Annotated in this window: 16 protein-coding genes; 13 read left to right on the top strand and 3 right to left on the bottom strand. The window is 69.3% G+C overall.

The window, feature by feature from the left end:
- Positions 1 to 33: 33 nt before the first annotated feature.
- The 9 genes from putA (at position 34) to F624_RS0118095 (ending at position 13840) form a co-directional block, all read left to right on the top strand.
- The gene (gene putA / locus F624_RS0118055; RefSeq protein WP_019575740.1) at positions 34 to 3819 is read left to right on the top strand and encodes a trifunctional transcriptional regulator/proline dehydrogenase/L-glutamate gamma-semialdehyde dehydrogenase; all 3786 of its coding nucleotides are present in this window, start codon (positions 34 to 36) and stop codon (positions 3817 to 3819) included.
- 560 nt (positions 3820 to 4379) lie between these two features.
- Positions 4380 to 5345: a MurR/RpiR family transcriptional regulator gene (locus tag F624_RS0118060; protein ID WP_019575741.1), complete on the top strand. Its 966-nt coding sequence runs from the start codon at positions 4380 to 4382 to the stop codon at positions 5343 to 5345.
- 22 nt (positions 5346 to 5367) lie between these two features.
- Complete coding sequence (locus tag F624_RS0118065) at positions 5368 to 6405, top strand: isoaspartyl peptidase/L-asparaginase family protein (RefSeq protein ID WP_019575742.1); 1038 nt, start codon at positions 5368 to 5370, stop codon at positions 6403 to 6405.
- Positions 6402 to 8273, top strand: a complete 1872-nt coding sequence (locus tag F624_RS0118070) for a dipeptide ABC transporter ATP-binding protein (protein ID WP_019575743.1) — start codon at positions 6402 to 6404, stop codon at positions 8271 to 8273. The genes F624_RS0118065 and F624_RS0118070 overlap by 4 nt, the downstream gene beginning before the upstream one ends.
- A 40-nt stretch (positions 8274 to 8313) precedes the next feature.
- Entirely contained in the window at positions 8314 to 9852 is a 1539-nt protein-coding gene (gene gsiB, locus F624_RS0118075; protein WP_019575744.1) for a glutathione ABC transporter substrate-binding protein GsiB, read from the top strand.
- A 231-nt stretch (positions 9853 to 10083) separates the two neighbouring features.
- Positions 10084 to 11004 carry a glutathione ABC transporter permease GsiC gene (gene gsiC, locus F624_RS0118080; RefSeq protein WP_019575745.1) on the top strand — a complete coding sequence of 307 codons (921 nt, stop codon included), beginning with the start codon at positions 10084 to 10086 and terminating at the stop codon, positions 11002 to 11004.
- Positions 11005 to 11898, top strand: a complete 894-nt coding sequence (gsiD, locus tag F624_RS0118085; protein ID WP_019575746.1) for a glutathione ABC transporter permease GsiD — start codon at positions 11005 to 11007, stop codon at positions 11896 to 11898.
- 3 nt (positions 11899 to 11901) lie between these two features.
- On the top strand, positions 11902 to 12999 hold the full coding sequence (locus F624_RS0118090) for a DmpA family aminopeptidase (RefSeq protein ID WP_019575747.1): 1098 nt from the start codon (positions 11902 to 11904) through the stop codon (positions 12997 to 12999).
- Between the two features lie 4 nt (positions 13000 to 13003).
- The gene (locus F624_RS0118095) at positions 13004 to 13840 is read left to right on the top strand and encodes a M55 family metallopeptidase (protein ID WP_019575748.1); all 837 of its coding nucleotides are present in this window, start codon (positions 13004 to 13006) and stop codon (positions 13838 to 13840) included.
- A gap of 8 nt (positions 13841 to 13848) precedes the next feature.
- Here F624_RS0118095 and F624_RS0118100 read toward each other — a convergent pair whose 3' ends face one another.
- Positions 13849 to 14172, bottom strand: coding sequence for a type II toxin-antitoxin system RelE/ParE family toxin (locus F624_RS0118100; RefSeq protein ID WP_019575749.1), 324 nt, complete (start codon positions 14170 to 14172; stop codon positions 13849 to 13851).
- The gene (locus F624_RS0118105; protein WP_019575750.1) at positions 14169 to 14441 is read right to left on the bottom strand and encodes a hypothetical protein; all 273 of its coding nucleotides are present in this window, start codon (positions 14439 to 14441) and stop codon (positions 14169 to 14171) included. Before F624_RS0118105 ends, F624_RS0118100 begins: the two co-directional genes overlap by 4 nt.
- 132 nt (positions 14442 to 14573) lie before the next feature.
- Between F624_RS0118105 and F624_RS0118110 the strand changes: the two genes are divergently transcribed.
- Entirely contained in the window at positions 14574 to 15833 is a 1260-nt protein-coding gene (locus F624_RS0118110) for an HD-GYP domain-containing protein (protein WP_019575751.1), read from the top strand.
- Here the strand turns inward: F624_RS0118110 and F624_RS0118115 are convergent.
- On the bottom strand, positions 15819 to 16898 hold the full coding sequence (locus F624_RS0118115) for an NUDIX domain-containing protein (protein ID WP_084679554.1): 1080 nt from the start codon (positions 16896 to 16898) through the stop codon (positions 15819 to 15821). The two genes, F624_RS0118110 and F624_RS0118115, sit on opposite strands and share 15 nt — an antisense overlap.
- Before the next feature lie 112 nt (positions 16899 to 17010).
- On the opposite strand from F624_RS0118115, the gene F624_RS0118120 reads away from it, so the two are divergent.
- The 3 genes from F624_RS0118120 (at position 17011) to F624_RS34910 (ending at position 18821) form a co-directional block, all read left to right on the top strand.
- Entirely contained in the window at positions 17011 to 18270 is a 1260-nt protein-coding gene (locus tag F624_RS0118120) for an Hsp70 family protein (RefSeq protein WP_019575753.1), read from the top strand.
- A 120-nt stretch (positions 18271 to 18390) separates the two neighbouring features.
- Positions 18391 to 18681, top strand: coding sequence for a nucleotidyltransferase family protein (locus F624_RS0118125; RefSeq protein WP_019575754.1), 291 nt, complete (start codon positions 18391 to 18393; stop codon positions 18679 to 18681).
- Complete coding sequence (locus F624_RS34910) at positions 18678 to 18821, top strand: hypothetical protein (RefSeq protein WP_019575755.1); 144 nt, start codon at positions 18678 to 18680, stop codon at positions 18819 to 18821. The genes F624_RS0118125 and F624_RS34910 overlap by 4 nt, the downstream gene beginning before the upstream one ends.
- Positions 18822 to 18852: the final 31 nt, after the last annotated feature.

The following is an 18852-nucleotide window of genomic DNA, read 5'->3' on the forward strand; positions in this document are numbered from 1 at the left end:
TAGCGCAATTCACCGAATCCGAGGAGCCACCCCATGTCCATCCGCCCGCCCCTGAGCCCCGCTGCCGACACCTGCACCCCCTTCCAGCCCTTCACGCCAGGCCTGCAGCCGGCCAGCCCGTTGCGCGCCGCCATCACCGCCGCCTGGCGCCGGCCGGAGACCGAGGTGGTGCCCGAGTTGCTGGAGCAGGCCCGACTGCCCCAGCCCCTGGCCGAGGCCACCCAGCAACTGGCCCAGCGCCTGGCGCGTCACCTGCGCGAACGCAAGAGCGCTGGCGGCCGTGCCGGCCTGGTGCAGGGGCTGCTGCAAGAGTACGCGTTGTCGTCCCAAGAGGGCGTGGCCTTGATGTGCCTGGCCGAGGCCTTGCTGCGCATTCCCGATACCGCCACCCGCGATGCCCTGATCCGCGACAAGATCGCCCATGGCGAATGGGCACGCCACCTGGGCAAAAGCCCCTCTCTGTTCGTCAACGCCACCACCTGGGGTCTGCTGCTGACGGGCAAGCTGGTGGCCACTCACAGCGAAAGCGGCCTGGGTGCAGCCCTGGGGCGGCTGACCGCGCGCGGTGGTGAGCCCCTGATCCGCAAGGGCGTGGACATGGCCATGCGCATGATGGGCGAGCAGTTCGTGACGGGCGAGACCATCGCCCAGGCCTTGCGCCATGCCGCCACCCTGGAGCCCCAGGGCTTTCGCTACTCCTACGACATGCTGGGCGAGGCCGCCCTCACCACGGCCGATGCTGAGCGTTACCTGCGCGACTACCAGCAGGCCATTGCCGCCATCGGCCAGGCCTCGGGCGGGCGCGGCGTGTATGAAGGCCCCGGCATTTCGATCAAGCTGTCGGCTTTGCACCCGCGCTACAGCCGTGCCCAGCACGATCGCGTGCACGCCGAGCTCTACCCCGTGCTGCGCCAGTTGGCGCTGCAGGCGCGGGGCCAGAACATCGGTCTGAACATCGACGCCGAAGAGGCCGACCGCCTGGAGCTCTCGCTGGAGCTGCTGGAGCGCCTGTGCTTCGAGCCCGCGCTGGCCGGCTGGAACGGCATCGGCTTTGTGATCCAGGCCTACCAGAAGCGTTGCCCGCACGTGATCGACCACGTGATCGACCTGGCCCGCCGCAGCGGCCACCGCCTGATGGTGCGCTTGGTCAAGGGCGCCTACTGGGACAGCGAGATCAAGCGCGCCCAGCTCGACGGCCTGAGCGACTACCCCGTGTACACCCGCAAGGCCTACACCGATGTGTCTTACCTGGCTTGTGCACGCCGCCTGCTGGCCGCGCCCGAGGCCATCTACCCGCAGTTCGCCACCCACAACGCCCACACGCTGGCCGCCATCTACCAATTGGCCGACCCGGCGCGCTACCAGCCTGGGCAGTACGAGTTCCAGTGCCTGCACGGCATGGGCGAACCCCTGTACGAGCAGGTGGTGGGCCCCGAGGCCGCCGGCCGCCTGAACCGCCCCTGCCGCATCTACGCCCCGGTGGGCAACCACGAAACCCTGCTGGCCTACCTGGTGCGCCGCCTGCTGGAAAACGGCGCCAACACCTCTTTTGTGAACCGCATCGCAGACACCAGCCTGCCCTTGGACGAGCTGGTCCAGGACCCGGTGCAGACCGTCGAGCAGATGGCCCTGCGCGAAGGCACGCTGGGCCTGCCGCATCCTTCCATCGCCACCCCGCCTGAGTTGTACGGTGTGGCACGCCGCAACTCCCAGGGCGTGGACCTGGCCTGCGATACCGCGCTGACCGGCCTGCACGCCGATCTGCTGCGCAGCGCCCATACCGAATGGCAGGCCGAGCCTTTGCTGGCCGACCCCGAAGCCCGGGCCGAGTGGGCCGAACCCGCCCAGCCGGTGCTCAACCCGGCCGACCTGCGCGACCGCGTCGGCCGGGTGCAGGAAACCACCCTGGCGGGGGTGGAATGGGCGCTGCAGGCGGCCACCGAGGCCGCGCCGGCCTGGGCCGCCACCGCCCCGGCGCAGCGTGCCCTGGCCCTGGAGCAGGCGGCAGACCTGATGGAGCAACAGCTGGGCGTGCTGATGGGCCTGCTGGTGCGCGAAGCCGGCAAGACCTGCGCCAATGCCGTGGCCGAGGTGCGCGAGGCGGTCGATTTTCTGCGCTACTACGCCGCCCAGGCGCGCCGCGACCTGGCGGATCTGCCGCACCAGCCACTGGGCCCGGTGGTCTGCATCAGCCCGTGGAACTTTCCGCTCGCCATCTTCACGGGCCAGGTGGCGGCGGCCCTGGCTGCCGGCAACCCGGTGCTGGCCAAGCCGGCCGAGCAGGCCCCCTTGCTGGCGGCCCAGGCTGTGCGCCTGCTGCGCCAGGCCGGTGTGCCCGACGCCGTGCTGCAACTGCTGCCCGGCCGCGGCGAGACCGTGGGCGCCACCCTGGTGGGCGATGAGCGCGTGCAGGGCGTCATGTTCACCGGCTCCACCGAGGTGGCGCGCCTGCTGCAACGCCAGTTGGCCGGCCGCCTGAGCCCGGCGGGGCGCACCGTGCCCCTGATTGCTGAAACCGGCGGCCAGAACGCCATGATCGTGGACTCGTCCGCGCTGGTCGAGCAGGTGGTCACCGATGTGCTGGCCTCGGCCTTCGACAGCGCGGGCCAGCGCTGCTCGGCCCTGCGCGTGCTGTGCGTGCAGGAAGAAGCCGCCGACCGCGTGCTGGAGATGCTGGCCGGTGCGATGGCCGAATTGCGCCTGGGTCGCCCCGATCAGCTGCACACCGACGTGGGCCCGGTGATCGACGCCGAGGCGCAAGCCGGCCTGCTGCGCCACATCGACGCTCTGCGCGCCCAGGGCCGCCGTGTGCAGCAGCCCCTGGGCCGGGGCGGGCTGGACGATACCCGGCACGGCCACTTCGTGCCGCCAACCCTGATTGAACTGAACAGCCTCAGCGAACTGCAGCGCGAGGTGTTCGGCCCCGTGCTGCACGTGCTGCGCTACCGCCGCGAGGCCCTGCCCGAGTTGCTGGACCAGATCAACGCCACGGGCTACGGCCTGACCCTGGGCCTGCACACCCGCATCGACGAAACCATCGAGCGCGTGGTGGCCGGGGCCCGCGCCGGCAATGTGTATGTGAACCGCAACATGGTGGGCGCCGTGGTGGGGGTGCAGCCCTTTGGCGGTGAGGGCCTGTCGGGCACCGGCCCCAAGGCCGGCGGCCCCCTGTACCTGTACCGCCTGCTGGCGCAGCGCCCCGAGGCGGCCCTGACCCGCAGCCTGGACGAGGCTGGCGCCCCGGCGCAATCCGGCCACCAGCCGGAGGTGTTGCCGGCCGCGTTGCAGGCCCTGGCCGAGTGGTCTGAGCGCAATGGCCAGACGGCGGTGGCAGCTTCCTGTGCGCAATGGGGCGCGCAGGCCCGCGCCGGGCACGCCCGCTTGCTGTGCGGCCCGACCGGAGAGCGCAATGTCTATACCCTGCTGCCGCGCGAGGCCGTGCTGTGCCTGGCCGATCAGGACGACGACCGCCTGCGCCAACTGGCCGCCGTGCTGGCCGTGGGCAGCCAGGCCGTCTGGCCCGACAAGGCGCAGGCCCTGCTGCAGCGCCTGCCCGACGCCGTGCAGGGCCGCATCGTGCTGTGCAGCGACTGGACCCGCCCCGAAACCCATTTCGATGCCGTGCTGCACCAGGGTGAGCCTGCGGCCCTGCGCCAGGTGGCGTTGCGTGTGGCCCAGCGCCCGGGCCCGATTGTCGGCATCACCGGCCTGCTGCCGGGCGAGGCGGCCATTCCGCTGGAGCGCTTGCTGGTCGAACGAGCCCTGAGCGTCAATACCGCGGCGGCAGGCGGCAATGCCAGCCTGATGACATTGGCCTGAGCGCGACGCCGCCAGATCGATCCGCCGCTCCCTCTGGCGCTGGCGTGGGCGCCGGTCGGGCTTGCGGATTTCGTATCGGATTGTTACATTCGGAAGGCTTCTCAGCCCATTTGTCGTCAAGCCTTGGCGAACAGTGCGCCAAGCCGCTGAAGGGCTGAAAGGCATGCAGGGAAGAATGTGGGCGCCGATGGGACGCCCCGGGTTGTCTTCCGGAGTCGCGCCAGCGATTTTTCGCTGTCTGGAAGTGCAGATCCTGGGGTGACGCTGGTCTGCTGCGGCAGGCTGGTTGAAAGCCTCTCAGGCGCTGGATGCTGGTTGATTGTTACGCAATACCTCTTCAACTCCAGTTTGGAAAACCCGGCACCTGCCGGGTTTTTTTTCGCCTATGCACCGCGCCGCTGCCGCCGTGCCCCTGATCGGTGCGCTTCGGCACGCTCTCCCCCGTGGAATACCGGAAATAGCCCCGGGAAGAACCCCATGCGGCAGGCCTGTAAATTGCTTTACAGTATTTCAGTTATCTGAAAACTTCTTTACAGCGCCCCTTTTGCACGCTTCGCACCATGCCCCGTGAGCCCGCCACCGTCTCCACTGCCGATTGGGCAGGCCGCTTCGCCGGCCTGCCGGTGCTGCAGCACGTGGCCAGCCAGGCGCCGTCCCTGCCGGCGGCGCTGCAGCGCATGGCGCGGGCCGTGCTGGCGCACCCTTTCCGGGCCGCCACGCTGAGCATCGAGGAGTTTGCGCGCGAGACCGAGGTGTCGGTGGCCAGTGCCAACCGCCTGGCCCGGGCGCTGGGTTTTGCGGGTTACCCGCAGTTCCGGGCCGAGCTGGCGCGTGGCTTCGAGTCGGTGCTGGCGCCGGTGGAGAGCCTGCGCAGCAACCTGCAGCAGCCTGCCGGCACGGTGCAGACCATGGCCGCCTCGCTGCAGGAAACCCGCGACAACCTGGACCACACGCTGCAGGCCTTGCAAGACCAGCCCTGTGAGCAGGCGGTCGAACTGCTGCTGCAGGCCGACCAGGTCATGACCCTGGGCTGGGGCAGCAGTGCCTTCCTGGCCGGCCTGCTGCAGCACGAACTCGAGCCCTATTGCAGCGGCGTGAGCTGCCTGGCCCAGGCCGGCGGCCCGTCGCATGCGGCGCGCCAGCTGTTCCGGCGCGGGCCCCGCGATCTGCTGATCACCCTGGCTTTTCCGCGCTACGTCAGCGATACCGTGGCGCTGACGCGGCTGGCGCGTGAGCGCGGCGTGCGCATTCTGGCCCTCACCGACAAGCCCGCCTCGCCCCTGGTGGAGCTGGCCGACTGCACCTTGTATGCCCACATCCAGCGCCAGGTGGCGGCCACCTCGAACGCCACCGCCCTGGCCCTGATCGAGGCCCTGGTGGCCGCCGTGGCGCGGCGCAGCGACGCGGCCGTGCAGCGGCACCAGGAACTCACCCAGAGCGTCATGCCCTGGCTGCACCTCGATGCCACCACCGAGGGCCGCGACCGGCCCCGCGTGCCCGCCAAAGCCGCGACCCCGAACGATTGACCGACGGAGTAGACCCTCGCCCATGCTGTTTCCAGCTTCATCCACCTCTTGTTCCGCCTCGGGCCGCCCGGCCCCGGTGCTGGTGCTGCACGGCGGCGCCGGCACGCTGACCCGTGGCGCCATCACCCCCGAGCAGCAGGCCCGCTACCGCGGCGCCCTGAATGACATCCTGCTGGCGGGCCAGGCCCTGCTGGCCCAGGGCGCCGAAGCGCTGGACGTGGTGACCGAGACCGTTCGCCTGCTGGAGGAATGCCCTCTGTTCAATGCTGGGCGCGGCGCGGTGTACACCGCCGACGCGCGCCACGAACTCGACGCCTGCGTGATGCGCGGCAGCGACCTGGCCGCCGGCGCAGTGGCCGGCGTGACACGGCTGCGCAACCCGGTGCTGGCGGCGCGTGCCGTGCTGGCCTCGGCCAGCCCGGTGCTGTTGATCGGGGAGGGGGCCGAGCGCTTCGCCATCGAGCGCGGCTGCGAAACCGTGGCCCCCGAGTGGTTCGACACGCCCGAGCGCCTGGCCCAGCTGCACAGCGTGCAGGCCGCCCGCGGCGCTGCCGCCGCACTCGACCACGACGCCCAGAACCTGCTGGCCGCACAGGCCCCGGCCCCGCTGGACGAGCGCGCCAAGATGGGCACCGTGGGCGCGGTGGCGCTCGATGCGCAAGGCCACCTGGCGGCCGCCACCAGCACCGGTGGCGTCACCAACAAACTGCCCGGCCGCGTGGGCGATTCGCCCCTGGTGGGCGCGGGCAACTATGCCAATGACCGCACCGTGGCGGTGTCGTGCACCGGCATGGGCGAGGCCTTCATCCGCGGCATGGCCGCCTACGATGTGTCGGCCCTGATCGAGTACGCCGGCCTCAGCCTGGCCGAGGCCTGCCGCCGCGTGGTGCACGACAAGCTGCCCCCGCTGAGCGGGCGCGGCGGCCTCATCGCGGTGGACGCGCAGGGCCGCATCGCCTTGCCCTTCAACACCGAGGGCATGTACCGTGGCTGGGCCCGCCCTGGCCAGCCCCCGGTGGTGGCCATCTACGCCGACGAAGACGACCGGAGCCCCGCATGAGTGCCTTGCCCATCACCCCCGCCGAGAGCGCCCGCCGCGTGCTGGAGGTGCAGGACCTGCGCGTCAGCTTCCGCACCGAACAAGGCCGCCTGCAGGCCGTCAAGGGCCTGAGCTTCCATGTCGATGCGGGTGAGACCCTGGCCATCGTGGGCGAATCGGGCTCGGGCAAGTCGGTGTCCTCGCTGGCCCTGATGCGCCTGGTGGAGCAGGGCGGCGGCGCCATCGACAGTGGCCAGATGTGGCTCACGCGGCGCAGCGGCGAGCGCGTGGACCTGGCCCGCGCCAGCGCCCGCCAGATGCGCAGCCTGCGCGGCGCCGACCTGGCCATGGTGTTCCAGGAGCCCATGACCAGCCTGAACCCGGTGTTCACCGTGGGCGAGCAGATTGCCGAATCGATCCGTCTGCACCAGGGCCTGGGGCGCACGGCGGCCCTGGCCGAGGCGCTGCGCATGCTGGACCTGGTGCGCATCCCCGAGGCGCGCAATGTGCTCACGCGCCACCTGCACCAGCTCTCGGGCGGCATGCGACAGCGCGTCATGATCGCCATGGCCCTGGCCTGCAAGCCCGCGCTGCTGATTGCCGACGAGCCCACCACGGCGCTCGATGTGACCATCCAGGCCCAGATCCTCACGCTGATCCAGCAGTTGCAGCGCGACCTGGCCATGGGCGTGATCTTCATCACCCACGACATGGGCGTGGTGGCCGAGGTGGCCGACCGCGTGCTGGTGATGTTCCGGGGCGACAAGGTCGAGGAGGGCGCCTGCCAGCCGCTGTTCGCCCAGCCCCGGCAACCCTACACCCGGGCCCTGATGGCGGCCGTGCCGCGCCTGGGCGCCATGCAGGGGCACGCCCTGCCGGCCCGCTTTGCCCTGCCGGGCCAGGAGGCCAGCGACAGCGTGGCCAGCCTGACGGCGGTTGACACCGTGCGCCGCGACCAGCCCCCGGTGCTGCAGGTCGAGGGCCTGGTCACGCGCTTTCCCTTGCGCGGCGGCTGGCTGGGCCGGGTCACGCGCCAGGTGCACGCGGTGGAGCAGCTGAGCTTCAGCCTGCAACCGGGCGAGACCCTGTCGCTGGTGGGCGAGTCGGGCTGTGGCAAGTCGACCACGGGCCGCTCGCTGGCGCGCCTGCTCGAGTTCAGCGCCGGCCGGGTGCAGGTGGCGGGGCGCGACATCGCCGGCCTGCAGGGGGCCGATCTGCGCGCGCTGCGGCGCGACATCCAGTTCGTGTTCCAGGACCCCTTTGCCTCGCTGGACCCGCGCCTGACCGTGGGCTTCTCGGTCATGGAGCCCCTGCTGCTGCATGGCCTGGCCACGCGTGCCGAGGCCGAGCAACGGGTGCAGTGGCTGCTGCAGAAAGTGGGCCTGCCACCCGAGGCGGCGCACCGCTACCCGCATGAGTTCTCGGGCGGGCAGCGCCAGCGCATCGCCATCGCGCGCGCCCTGGCGCTCAACCCCAAGGTGGTGATCGCCGACGAGGCGGTGTCGGCGCTCGACGTGTCGATCCGCGCCCAGATCATCAACCTGATGCTCGACCTGCAGGCCGAGTTCGGCATCGCGTTCCTGTTCATCTCGCACGACATGGCGGTGGTCGAGCGCATCAGCCACCGCGTGGCCGTGATGTACCTGGGCCAGATCGTGGAGATCGGGCCGCGCCGCGCCGTGTTCGAGAACCCGCAGCACGCCTACACGCGCCGCCTGATGAGCGCGGTGCCCATTGCCGACCCCAGCCGCCGCCCCGTGCGCGAATTGTTGTCGGACGACATTCCCAGCCCCATCCGGGCGCTGGACAATCCGCCCGAGGTGGCCCCTTTGCACGAGGTGGCCCCGGGCCATTTCGTGGCTCGCCACCGGGTGGGTGGAGCCTACTGATTTCCTTTCTTCCTCTTCTTCATCAAGGAGTGTCCTCGCCATGAAACTGAAACTGAATCACCTTGCCGCCGCCCTGGTGCTGGCCGGCCTGTCGGTCTCGTCCGCCCACGCCTCCAAGGACGTGGTGGTGGCGCTCTATTCGAGCTTCACCACCACCGACCCCTATGACGCCAACGACACCGTGTCGCAGGCCGTGGCCAAGTCCTTCTACCAGGGGCTGTACAGCTTCGACAAGGACATGAAGATGGTGCCGGTGCTGGCCGAGAGCAACAGCGTCAGCAAGGACGGCCTGGTCTACACCATCAAGCTCAAGAAGGGCATCAAGTTCCATGACGGCACCGACTTCAATGCCGAGGCCGTGAAGGTCACCTTCGACCGCGTCACCAACCCCGACAACAAGCTCAAGCGCTACAACCTGTACAAGAACATCATCAAGACCGAGGTGGTCGACCCGTCCACGGTGCGCTTCACGCTGAAGGAGCCCTTCTCGCCCTTCATCAACACCCTGGCCCACCCCTCGGGCGTGATCATCTCGCCCGCGGCTCTGGCCAAGTACGGCAACAAGGGCATCGCGCAGAACCCGGTGGGCACCGGCCCCTTCAAGTTCGTCGAGTGGAAGGCCACCGACTACATGAAGGTGGCCAAGTTCGACGGCTACTGGAAGAAGGGCTACCCCAAGGTGGACACCATCACCTGGCGCCCGGTGGTGGACAACAACACCCGTGCCGCCATGATGCAGACCAACGAGGCCCACTTCGCCTTCACGCTGCCACCCGAAGCGGTTGAGAACCTGAGCAAGAAGCCCAGCCTGGAAGTGACCCAGGGCCCCTCGATCGTGCAGCGCTACATCTCGTTCAACATGCAGCAAAAGCCCTTCGACAACCCGAAGGTGCGCCAGGCCATCAACTACGCCATCAACAAGGAAGCCCTGGCCAAGGTGGCCTTCTCGGGCTTTGCCGACCCGATGGACTCGGTGGCCCCCAAGGGCGTGGACTACTCGGTCAAGCTGGGCCCCTGGCCCTACGACCCGAAGAAGGCGCGTGAGCTGCTGAAAGAAGCGGGCTACCCCAATGGCTTCGAGAGCACGCTGTGGAGCGCCTACAACCACACCACGGCGCAGAAGGTGATCCAGTTCGTGCAGCAGCAGTTGGCCCAGGTCGGCATCAAGGTGCAGGTGCAGGCCCTGGAGGCCGGCCAGCGCGTCGAGCGCGTGGAAAGCGCGCAAGACCCGGCCACCGCCCCGGTGCGCATGTACTACGTGGGCTGGTCGTCGTCCACCGGTGAGGCCGACTGGGCGCTGCGCCCGCTGCTGGCCTCGGAGTCCTTCCCGCCGCGCCTGTTCAACACCGCGTACTACAAGAACGAGGTGGTGGACAACAACATCGCCCGGGCCCTGAACACCACGGACCGCGCCGAGAAGACCCGCCTCTACACCGAAGCCCAGCAGCAGATCTGGAAAGACGCGCCCTGGGCCTTCCTGGTGACCGAGCGCTCGCTGTCGGTGCGGGCACGCAACCTGGCGGGCTTCTATGTGATGCCCGACTGGAACTTCAACTTCGACGAAATCGAGTTGAAGTGACCCCCTGAGTCGCCTTCGGCGCCTTCCCCCAGGGGACGACACCAACGGCCGGGCAAAGCCCGCTCCGTGGTGTCTGCTGGCGTGGCTTGCTCCGCAGCCTTCTGAACGGTGAGGGCGTTGGGGTGCCTTGTGCGGTGCGCCGGGCGGACTCTGTGTGAGGTCCTGATGTCAGACCGATGGCCTCACGATGGGGCCTTGGCAGGCCAGGATTTTTTTGATTGAGCTTGATTCATGATCCATTACCTTTTCAGGCGCCTGCTGGGGCTGTTGCCGACGTTGCTGATCGTGGCGGTGCTGGTGTTTTCGTTTGTGCACCTGTTGCCGGGCGATCCGGCGCGGCTGGCCGCGGGGCCGGAGGCGGGGCCTGAGACGGTGGAGCTGGTGCGGCAGGATCTGGGGCTGGACTTGCCCCTGCACCAGCAGTTTCTGCGTTTTTTCAGCCATGCGCTGCAGGGCGATTTCGGCACCTCGATCCGCAGCAAGCGGCCGGTGTCCACCGAGATCGCCGAGCGCTTTGCGCCCACGCTGTGGCTCACGGTGGCGGCCATGGTGTGGTCGGTGCTGCTGGGCGGGGTGTTGGGCATGGTGTCGGCCGTGTGGCGCAACCGCTGGCCCGACCGGCTGGGCATGACGCTGGCGGTGTCGGGCATCTCGTTTCCGTCGTTCGCGCTGGGCATGCTGCTGATGCAGCTGTTCTCGGTGCAACTGGGCTGGCTGCCCACGGTGGGGGCCGACAGCTGGCGCCACTACATCCTGCCTTCACTCACCCTGGGGGCGGGCGTGGCGGCGGTGATGGCGCGCTTCACGCGCAGCTCCTTCATCGACATCCTGAAAGAAGACTACGTGCGCACGGCCCGCGCCAAGGGCCTGTCCGAGACGGTGGTGGTGGTCAAGCACGGGCTGCGCAATGCGCTGATCCCGGTGGTCACCATGATGGGGCTGCAGTTCGGCTTTCTGCTGGGCGGCTCCATCGTGGTCGAGGTGGTCTTCAACTGGCCCGGCATGGGCCGCCTGCTGGTCGACGCGGTGGACATGCGCGACTACCCCGTGATCCAGGCCCTGGTGCTGCTGTTTTCGCTCGAGTTCATCCTGATCAACCTGGTGGTCGATCTGCTGTACGCCCTGATCAACCCGACCATCCGATTCAAGTAAATGACTGAACAACCCACCCCCGCCAGCCCCGTGGCTGCCCAGCAGGTCCGCACCCCGGCGGCAGAGTTCTGGCGCCAGTTCAAGCGCCAGCGTGTGGCCCTGTGGGCCGGTGGCTTTGTGCTGCTGCTGGTGGCCGTGGCCGTGCTGGCCCCCTGGCTGGCCCCTTACGACGCTGAAGGCTATTTCGATTACGACGCCCTCAACAGCCCGCCCAGCGCGGCGCACTGGTTCGGCGTGGACGCCCTGGGGCGCGACATCTTCAGCCGCATCCTGCTGGGCACGCGCATCTCGCTGGCCGCCGGCTTCATCTCGGTGGCGGTGGGCGCGGTGATCGGCACCGGCCTGGGCCTGCTGGCCGGCTACTACGAAGGCTGGTGGGACCGCATCGTGATGCGCATGTCCGACGTGCTGTTCGCCTTCCCCGGCATCCTGCTGGCCATCGGCATCGTGGCCATCCTGGGCAATGGCATGGTCAACGTGATCGTGGCGGTGGCCGTGTTCAGCGTGCCGGCCTTTGCCCGCCTGGTGCGTGGCAATGTGCTGGCCCTCAAGCACCAGACCTACATCGAAGCGGTGCGCTCCATCGGCGCCACCGATGCCGTCATCATGCTGCGCCACCTGCTGCCCGGCACGGTGTCCTCGGTGGTGGTGTACCTCACCATGCGCATCGGCACCTCCATCATCACCGCGGCCAGCCTGTCCTTCCTGGGCCTGGGGGCGCAGCCGCCCACCCCCGAGTGGGGCGCCATGCTCAACGAGGCGCGGGCCGACATGCTCAATGCCCCGCACATCGCGCTGTTCCCCAGCCTGGCGATCTTCGTCACCGTGCTGGCCTTCAACCTGCTGGGCGACGGCCTGCGTGACGCGCTCGACCCCAAGCTCGACCGGAACTGAGCCATGCAACGCAGCTTCCTCGGTGCGCCCCAGCTCGGCACCCTGGCCAGCGGCCCGCTGGACGCCATCACCGATGTGGCCGGCGTGTCGCTGGGCCACGTCACCCTGTCCGACGGGGCGGTGCAGACCGGCGTCACCGTGCTGTTGCCCGCCACGGGCGATCTGTTCCTCAACAAGCTGCCGGCGGGCCTGGCCGTGATCAATGGCTTTGGCAAGAGCGCCGGCCTGATGCAGGTGCAGGAGCTGGGTCAGATCGAGTCGCCCCTGGCCCTGGTCAGCACCTTCGCCGTGGGCACGGCCAGCACCGCGCTGATCCGCGATGCCATCGCCCACCAGCCCGAGCTGGCGCGCAGCCTGCCCACCCTGAACCCGCTGGTGTTCGAGTGCAATGACGGCTGGCTCAATGACGCCCAGGCCCTGGCGCTGCAGGAGTCGCATGTGCTGCAGGCGCTGCAGACCGCGCGCGAGGCCGGCGCTGGCGCCTGCTTTGCCCAGGGCGCGGTGGGCGCCGGGCGGGGCATGTCCTGCCACGGGCTCAAGGGCGGCATCGGCACGGCCTCGCGCCAGTTTGAGTGGCAAGGGCGTCGCCACACCCTGGGCGCCCTGGTGCTGGCCAACCAGGGCCGGCCTGAGGCCCTGACCCTGGCCGGCTGCCGCATCGGCCCGGTGCTGCAGCAGCGCATCGCCGACGCCGAGGCGCCGGGGCCTGAGCGTGGCTCCATCATCATCGTGCTGGCCACCGATGCCCCGCTCGATGCCCGCCAACTGCAGCGCGTGGCCCGGCGCTCGGCCGCCGGCCTGGCGCGCACCGGCTCGGACTACGGGCACGGCAGCGGCGATGTGGCCCTGGCCTTCTCCACCGCCTACCGCCTGCCGCAGCACGCCGACCAGGCCATGCCCTGCGTCACCCTGCTGCATGAAAGCGCGCTGGACCTGTTCTTCCAGGCCGCCGCCGAAGCCACCGAGCAGGCCATCGTGCATGCGCTGTGGGCGGCCGTGCCCCTGACCGGGCGCGACGGCCACCACCGCCACGCCCTCACTTCCGTGGCGCCTGAACTGCTGACCCAAGCGCCCTGGGCGCTGCTCCACCCGAAAGATTGAAGCCATGCCTGCACCCAAGATCCTGATTTCCATGGACATCGAAGGCGTGGCCGGTGTCTGGCGCCCCGAGCAGACCCAGGCCGGCAACGGCGAATACGAACGCGCCCGCCGCTGGATGACCGAAGAGGCCAATGCCGCCGTGTGCGGCGCCCTGGCCGGCGGCGCCGGCGAGGTGCTGGTGAACGATTCGCATGGTCACTTCGGCAACCTGCTGGCCGACCTGCTGGACCCGCGGGCCCAGCTGATCCAGGGCAAGCCGCGCACCCTGGGCATGATGGCGGGGGTGGAACAGGACGTGGACGGCGTGCTCATGATCGGTTGGCACGCCCGCGCCAAGACCCGCGGTGTGCTGGCCCACACCAGCAACAGCTTTGCCTTTGCCCGCGTCTGGCTGGGCGGCCTGGAGCTGGGCGAGGTGGGCCTGTACGCGGCCCTGGCCGGCGAGCTGGGCGTGCCGGTGCTGCTGGTCAGCGGTTGCGACGTGCTGGCCGACGAGGTGGCCGCCTTGCTGCCGCACACCGACATGAGTGTGCTCAAGTGGTCGGATGGCGCGCGCAGTGGTCGCTCGCTGTCGCCCCAGGCCGCCTGCGCCCAGATCGAGCAGGCCAGCCACCAGGCCGTGCTGCGCCTGCAGGGCGAGGGCGCCCCGCCGGCCTGGACCTTGCCCACGCCGCTGACCTTGCGCGTGCAATGCCAGACCCCGGCCCTGGCCGATGTCTTCAGCCTCTGGCCCGCCGTGCAGCGCGAAGACGGCGACACCCTCAGCTTGCCCTGCGCCAGCGTGCAGGATGCGGTGCGCAGCCTGAATGCGCTGGCGGCGATGTCGAGTGTGCTGCGTTGAACGTCGCTTCAGGTTGACGGGTAGTCGTCTTCTCTTTGATGGCGGATGGCTGCGACGATCACGGTGGCCGGCTCTGTGATTTCGAACAAGGCCACATAGCCTGTGGCGCCGTGAGAGATCACCAACTCGCGCAGAGCCAGATCGCCATCCGCCTTGCGGCAGGTGTGGGGAAAGCGTTCCAAGCGTTTCAGACCTGCGGCAATGGCTTCCAGCGCTTCTTCCGCAGCTTCCAGGCGCCCACTGGCGCGGCTCAATTCACGTTCAATAACAAAGTCGAACAGGCGTTGGATGTCCTGCTGCGCGGCCTCTGTCAGGAAGACTGAGAAGCTCACCGCAAGGTTTGCTGGGCGCGCGCCAGGCGGTCTCGCATCTCCTGGATCACCTGGTCTGCGGTGATCAAAGGCTCCCCCGTTCGTGCTGCGGCCAGTGAGGCTCGGCCTCGTGCGAGGAACTCAGTCTGTGTGTCCTCGTCGGCGCGCTGTTCAAGCAGGGGCTTCTCCGTGGTTGCGTGCCTCATGCGTCCGTCCGGGTACAGTGAGGGCGTCAGTTCCTCGCACAGAACGGCGGGGTGGGCGATCGAGGGGCCGTCGGTGGTTTTCATGGCCCGAATGTAGCGCTTTCCAAGGGCGTGTGAACTGCTTTTGCTCGGCTGGCTGACCAACGTTTGCCCAAACGGCTTGACAGCACAGGGGCCCCCAGCCGACGATGGGGCGTCATTTTTTGCCCATCGTCCATGTCCACCTTCCAGGTCAATCTGCGCGACGTCATCTATTCGCTGTCCGATGCCCTCGATCTGGTGGGGGTGACCCACATCCACCACGGCAAGCGGGTGGCTTTCATGGCGGTGGAGTGCGCCAAGGTGCTGGGCTGGGCGCCCGAGCGCCTGGACCGGCTGTTCCAGGCCGGCATGCTGCATGACAGCGGGGTGTCACGTACCTACATCCACCGCCGCCTGACCCAGTTCGAGTGGGAGGGCGAGGCCGAGCACTGCCGCATCGGGGCCGAGTTGCTGCGCAGCTGCCCCTCCCTGGCTTCGCTGGCCGACATCGTGCTGCACCACCACACGCACTGGAGCGCGCTGCAGGCGCTGCCGCTCAGTGACGAGGTCAAGCTGGCGGCCAACTGCATCTACCTGGTGGACCGCACCGACATCCTGACCCTGGCCGCGCTCAAGGACCAGTCCAACATCCTGTACGGCCGCGAAGACACGCGCCAGGCCATCGCGGCCCGGCGGGGTGACTGGTTCTGCCCCGAGCTGGTGGATGCCTTTTTGCAGGCCTCGGCGAGCGAGGCCTTCTGGTTCAGCCTGGAGAGCGAGCAGGTGCGCAGCTACGCCCACGAGTGGATCGCCCACGACCAGGTCCGCGCGGTGCCATTTGCCGAGCTGCGCAGCCTGGTGCGCATCTTTTCGGTCATCGTCGACGCCAAGAGCCCCTTCACCCGCAAGCATTCCGAGGGCGTGGCCCGGCTCTCGCGCGCCCTGGGCGAGCGCCTGGGCCTGGCGGAGCGGCGCTGCGAGATGCTCGAGCTGGCCGGCCTGCTGCACGACCTGGGCAAGCTGCGCGTGCCCGACGAGCTGCTCGACAAGCCGGGCCGCCTCACGCCCGAGGAGTACGCCGTCATGAAGCGGCACAGTTTTGACACCTACAGCATCCTGCGCACCATCCATGGCCTGGAAGACGTCGCCCTGTGGGCGGCCCAGCACCATGAGCGCGTGGATGGCTCGGGCTACCCGTACCACCTGGCCGGCGAGCTGTCGATCGAGGCGCGCATCGTGGCCGTGGCCGATGTGTTCCAGGCCCTGGTGCAGACCCGTCCCTACCGGGCCGGCCTGTCACCCGCCGAGGTGATGGCCATCGTGCATGAGCACACCGAGCGCGGCGCGCTGGATGCCTCGGTGGTGGCCCGCCTGGACGCCGAACTGGACGTGTTCTGGGCGCTGGCGGCGCCCGCCGTGACGCCTGAGCGCCCGGTGGCCTCAGCCCGGCAATAAGTGCAGGAAGTGGTCCAGCACCACAAAGTGGTCGTCAAAGAACTGCTCTTCCAGGCCCGCCAGGTCCTGCTGCGCCACCCACAGGGCCTCGCGGGCATCGTCGTCCCCGCTCACGGCGGGCAGGGGGCGGCTGCCCAGGGCGAAGAAGTGCGCATGGGTGATGGTGCGCCCGCGCTGGCTGCGGCCCGGGGCATCGAACACGGCCACGCCCTGCAGGGCGGCACGCCATTCGGCCAGGGGCAGCGCCAGCCGGGTTTCCTCCTGCACCTCACGCAGGGCTGATTCGAGCAGGGTGTCCTGCTGCTCCAGAAACCCGCCGGGCAAGGCCAGCAGGCCGGCGCCCGGGTGGCGGTCGCGCCGGATCAGCAGCACGTGGCCGGCACAGCGCACCACCGCATCGACCGTCACGAACACGGGCGGGTAGGGCGCCACGGCCCAGGCCTCGCGCTGCTGGCGCAGCGTGCGCCATTCGGCGCGCAAGGCCTCGTAGCGCGCGGTGTCGACCTGATCGCCCAGTGCCTTCAAGGTGTCTGGCGCCAGGTGGGGCGCCAGGCGGGCCAGCCCCCGCACGGGGCTGTCTGCGTTGAACCACAGGTCACGCAGCGCGGCCTCATCGGGCCAGGGGCTGCCTTCGACGGTGTCGGCCTGCAGCACCGGGGCCGCCGCCATGGCCTGCCACCAGGCGGCCTCGGGCGTGCCTGCGGGCAGCACGCGCAGCACCGTGTCCGGCGCCTCGCCGCTGAGGCGGGCCACGCCGTCGCGTAGCGCCTGCGCGTTGCGCGCGGCGTCGCCCAGCTCGCGCAGGGGCAGAAAGCGCAGGCGCTCGGCCTCGCGCGGCGGCAGTGAGGCGCGGATCAGGTCGGCGCGCTCGCCCCAGCTCAAGGGGTGGGCCGGGCTGCGCGCCAGCCAGGCCCCGGCCAGCACCACCACCACGCGTTGGGCGTGGCGCAGCGCGGTCTGGATCAAGGCCAGCTCATGGCGGTGCAGCGGCTGGAAGTGGCCGGCACAAACGGCCCAGGCCTGTCGGGCAGGGGGCATCGCGGGGTAGGGAGTAGCTTTCGACATGGTGGCCCAAGCGTAGCCTGCGTGGGCCCCGCCAGGGCTGTGACACAATCCCGGCCTTCGATTTTTTTGTTCTCGGCGGGCCTGTGGGGCGGCCGGGGCGTTCAGGTATTTCATGGCAAGCACACTTCCCGGCACGCTGGGCATCGACTTCGGAACCTCCAACTCGGCCGCGTCCTGGGCCCAGCCGGGGCAGGACGCCCGCCTCATGGTGTTGGAGGGGCAGGCCACCACCCTGCCCACCACCCTGTTCTTCAACGCCGAAGACAAGACCGTGCATTACGGGCGCGACGCCCTGGCCTGCTACCTGAGCGAAACCGAAGGCCGGCTGATGCGCTCGCTCAAGAGCCTGCTGGGCAGCCCGCTGCTGCTTGAGAAGACGGCGGTGAACGACCAGCAGATCAGCTTCCAGGAGATCATCTCGATGTTCCTCGGCGAGTTGGTGCGCCGCGCCGAAGCCCAACTGGGCGGGCTGCCGCGCCACCTGGTGCTGGGCCGCCCGGTGCACTTCGTGGACGACGACGCCGAGCGCGACCAGCTGGCGCAGGACATGCTGCTGCAGGCCGCCGCCGGCTGCGGCTTCAGCGAGGTGGGTTTCCAGCTCGAACCGATTGCCGCTGCGCTCGACTACGAGCGCCGCCTGAGCGCCGAGACCCTGGTGCTGGTGGTCGACATCGGGGGCGGCACCTCCGACTTCACCGTGGTGCGCCTGGGCCCGCAGCGCATCGCCCAGGCCGACCGCACGGCCGACATCCTGGCCACCACCGGGGTGCACATCGGCGGCACCGACTACGACCAGCGCCTGAACCTGGAGCAGGTCATGCCCTTGCTGGGCTACCGCCACCTGGGCCCCAAGGGGCGCGAGGTGCCCAGCCGCGTGTTCTTCGACCTGGCCACCTGGCACCTGATCCACTGGCAGCAGACGCCCAAGGCGGTGCGCGAGGCGGCGGAGCTCAAGGTCGACTACAGCGATCTGCGCCTGCACGAGCGCCTGATGACCGTGCTGCGCGAGCGCCATGGCCACCGCCTGGCCAACAGCGTCGAGCAGGCCAAGATCGGCTGCTCCTCCCGCCAGGGGCCGCAGTCGATTGACCTGTCGCTGATCGAGGCCGGCCTGCAGGCCAGCCTGAGCCCCGACGACCTGGCCCGCCATCTGGACTCCCTGCTGCAACAGGTGGTGGCCTGCGCGCTGCAGTGCGTGAGCGCGGCCGGTCTGCAGCCGCAGCAGCTGGGTGCCGTGTACCTCACCGGCGGTTCCTCGGCCCTGCGCCCGTTCCAGCAGGCCCTGGCCCAGGCCTTCCCGGGCGTGCCCCTGGTCGAGGGCGATCTGTTCGGTGGTGTGGCCTCGGGGCTGGCGTACGGGCACATGGGCTGAGGGGGGGGCTGAGTTCGCTGCGCCGTTTCCTCATTTGGCACATTTGGCACAATGGGCCCGCCGAGCCGGTGCGAAATACCGGCTTCTGGCGTCCAACCGAATTCCGTTGTAGGAGCGTGTATGAAGCCCTCCGTCGCTCTGGCCTTGAACCGTTCCGAAATCCGGCGCGTGGTGGCCTTGCATCGCGCCTGCAACGCTCGCGTGTTTGGTTCGGTGCTGCACGGGCTGGACACCGATGGCAGTGATCTGGACCTCCTGATTGACCCGACGCCTGAGACGACCTTGATGGATGTGGCCGCGATACAGGTCGAGTTGCAACAGCTGCTGGGCGTGTCGGTTGATGTGCTGACCCCGAAGGCGCTGCCAGAGAAATTCCGCGGCGCCGTGCTCGCCGAGGCCGTTGCGGTATGAACAAGGCGCTGCGTGTGCCTGACTACCTGGAGCATATTCTCCAGGCCCTCGAACGTATCGCACGATATACGGCGGGCGTTTTTAAGCCGGTGAAGGCGCTGGTGGCGGCTGACCGTTCCTCAGGGGCGACCCAGGCATGAAAAAGCCCGGGTAAGCCGGGCTGTTCGGGGC

It is taken from the genome of Curvibacter lanceolatus ATCC 14669, from assembly GCF_000381265.1.
Lineage (GTDB): Bacteria > Pseudomonadota > Gammaproteobacteria > Burkholderiales > Burkholderiaceae_C > Curvibacter > Curvibacter lanceolatus.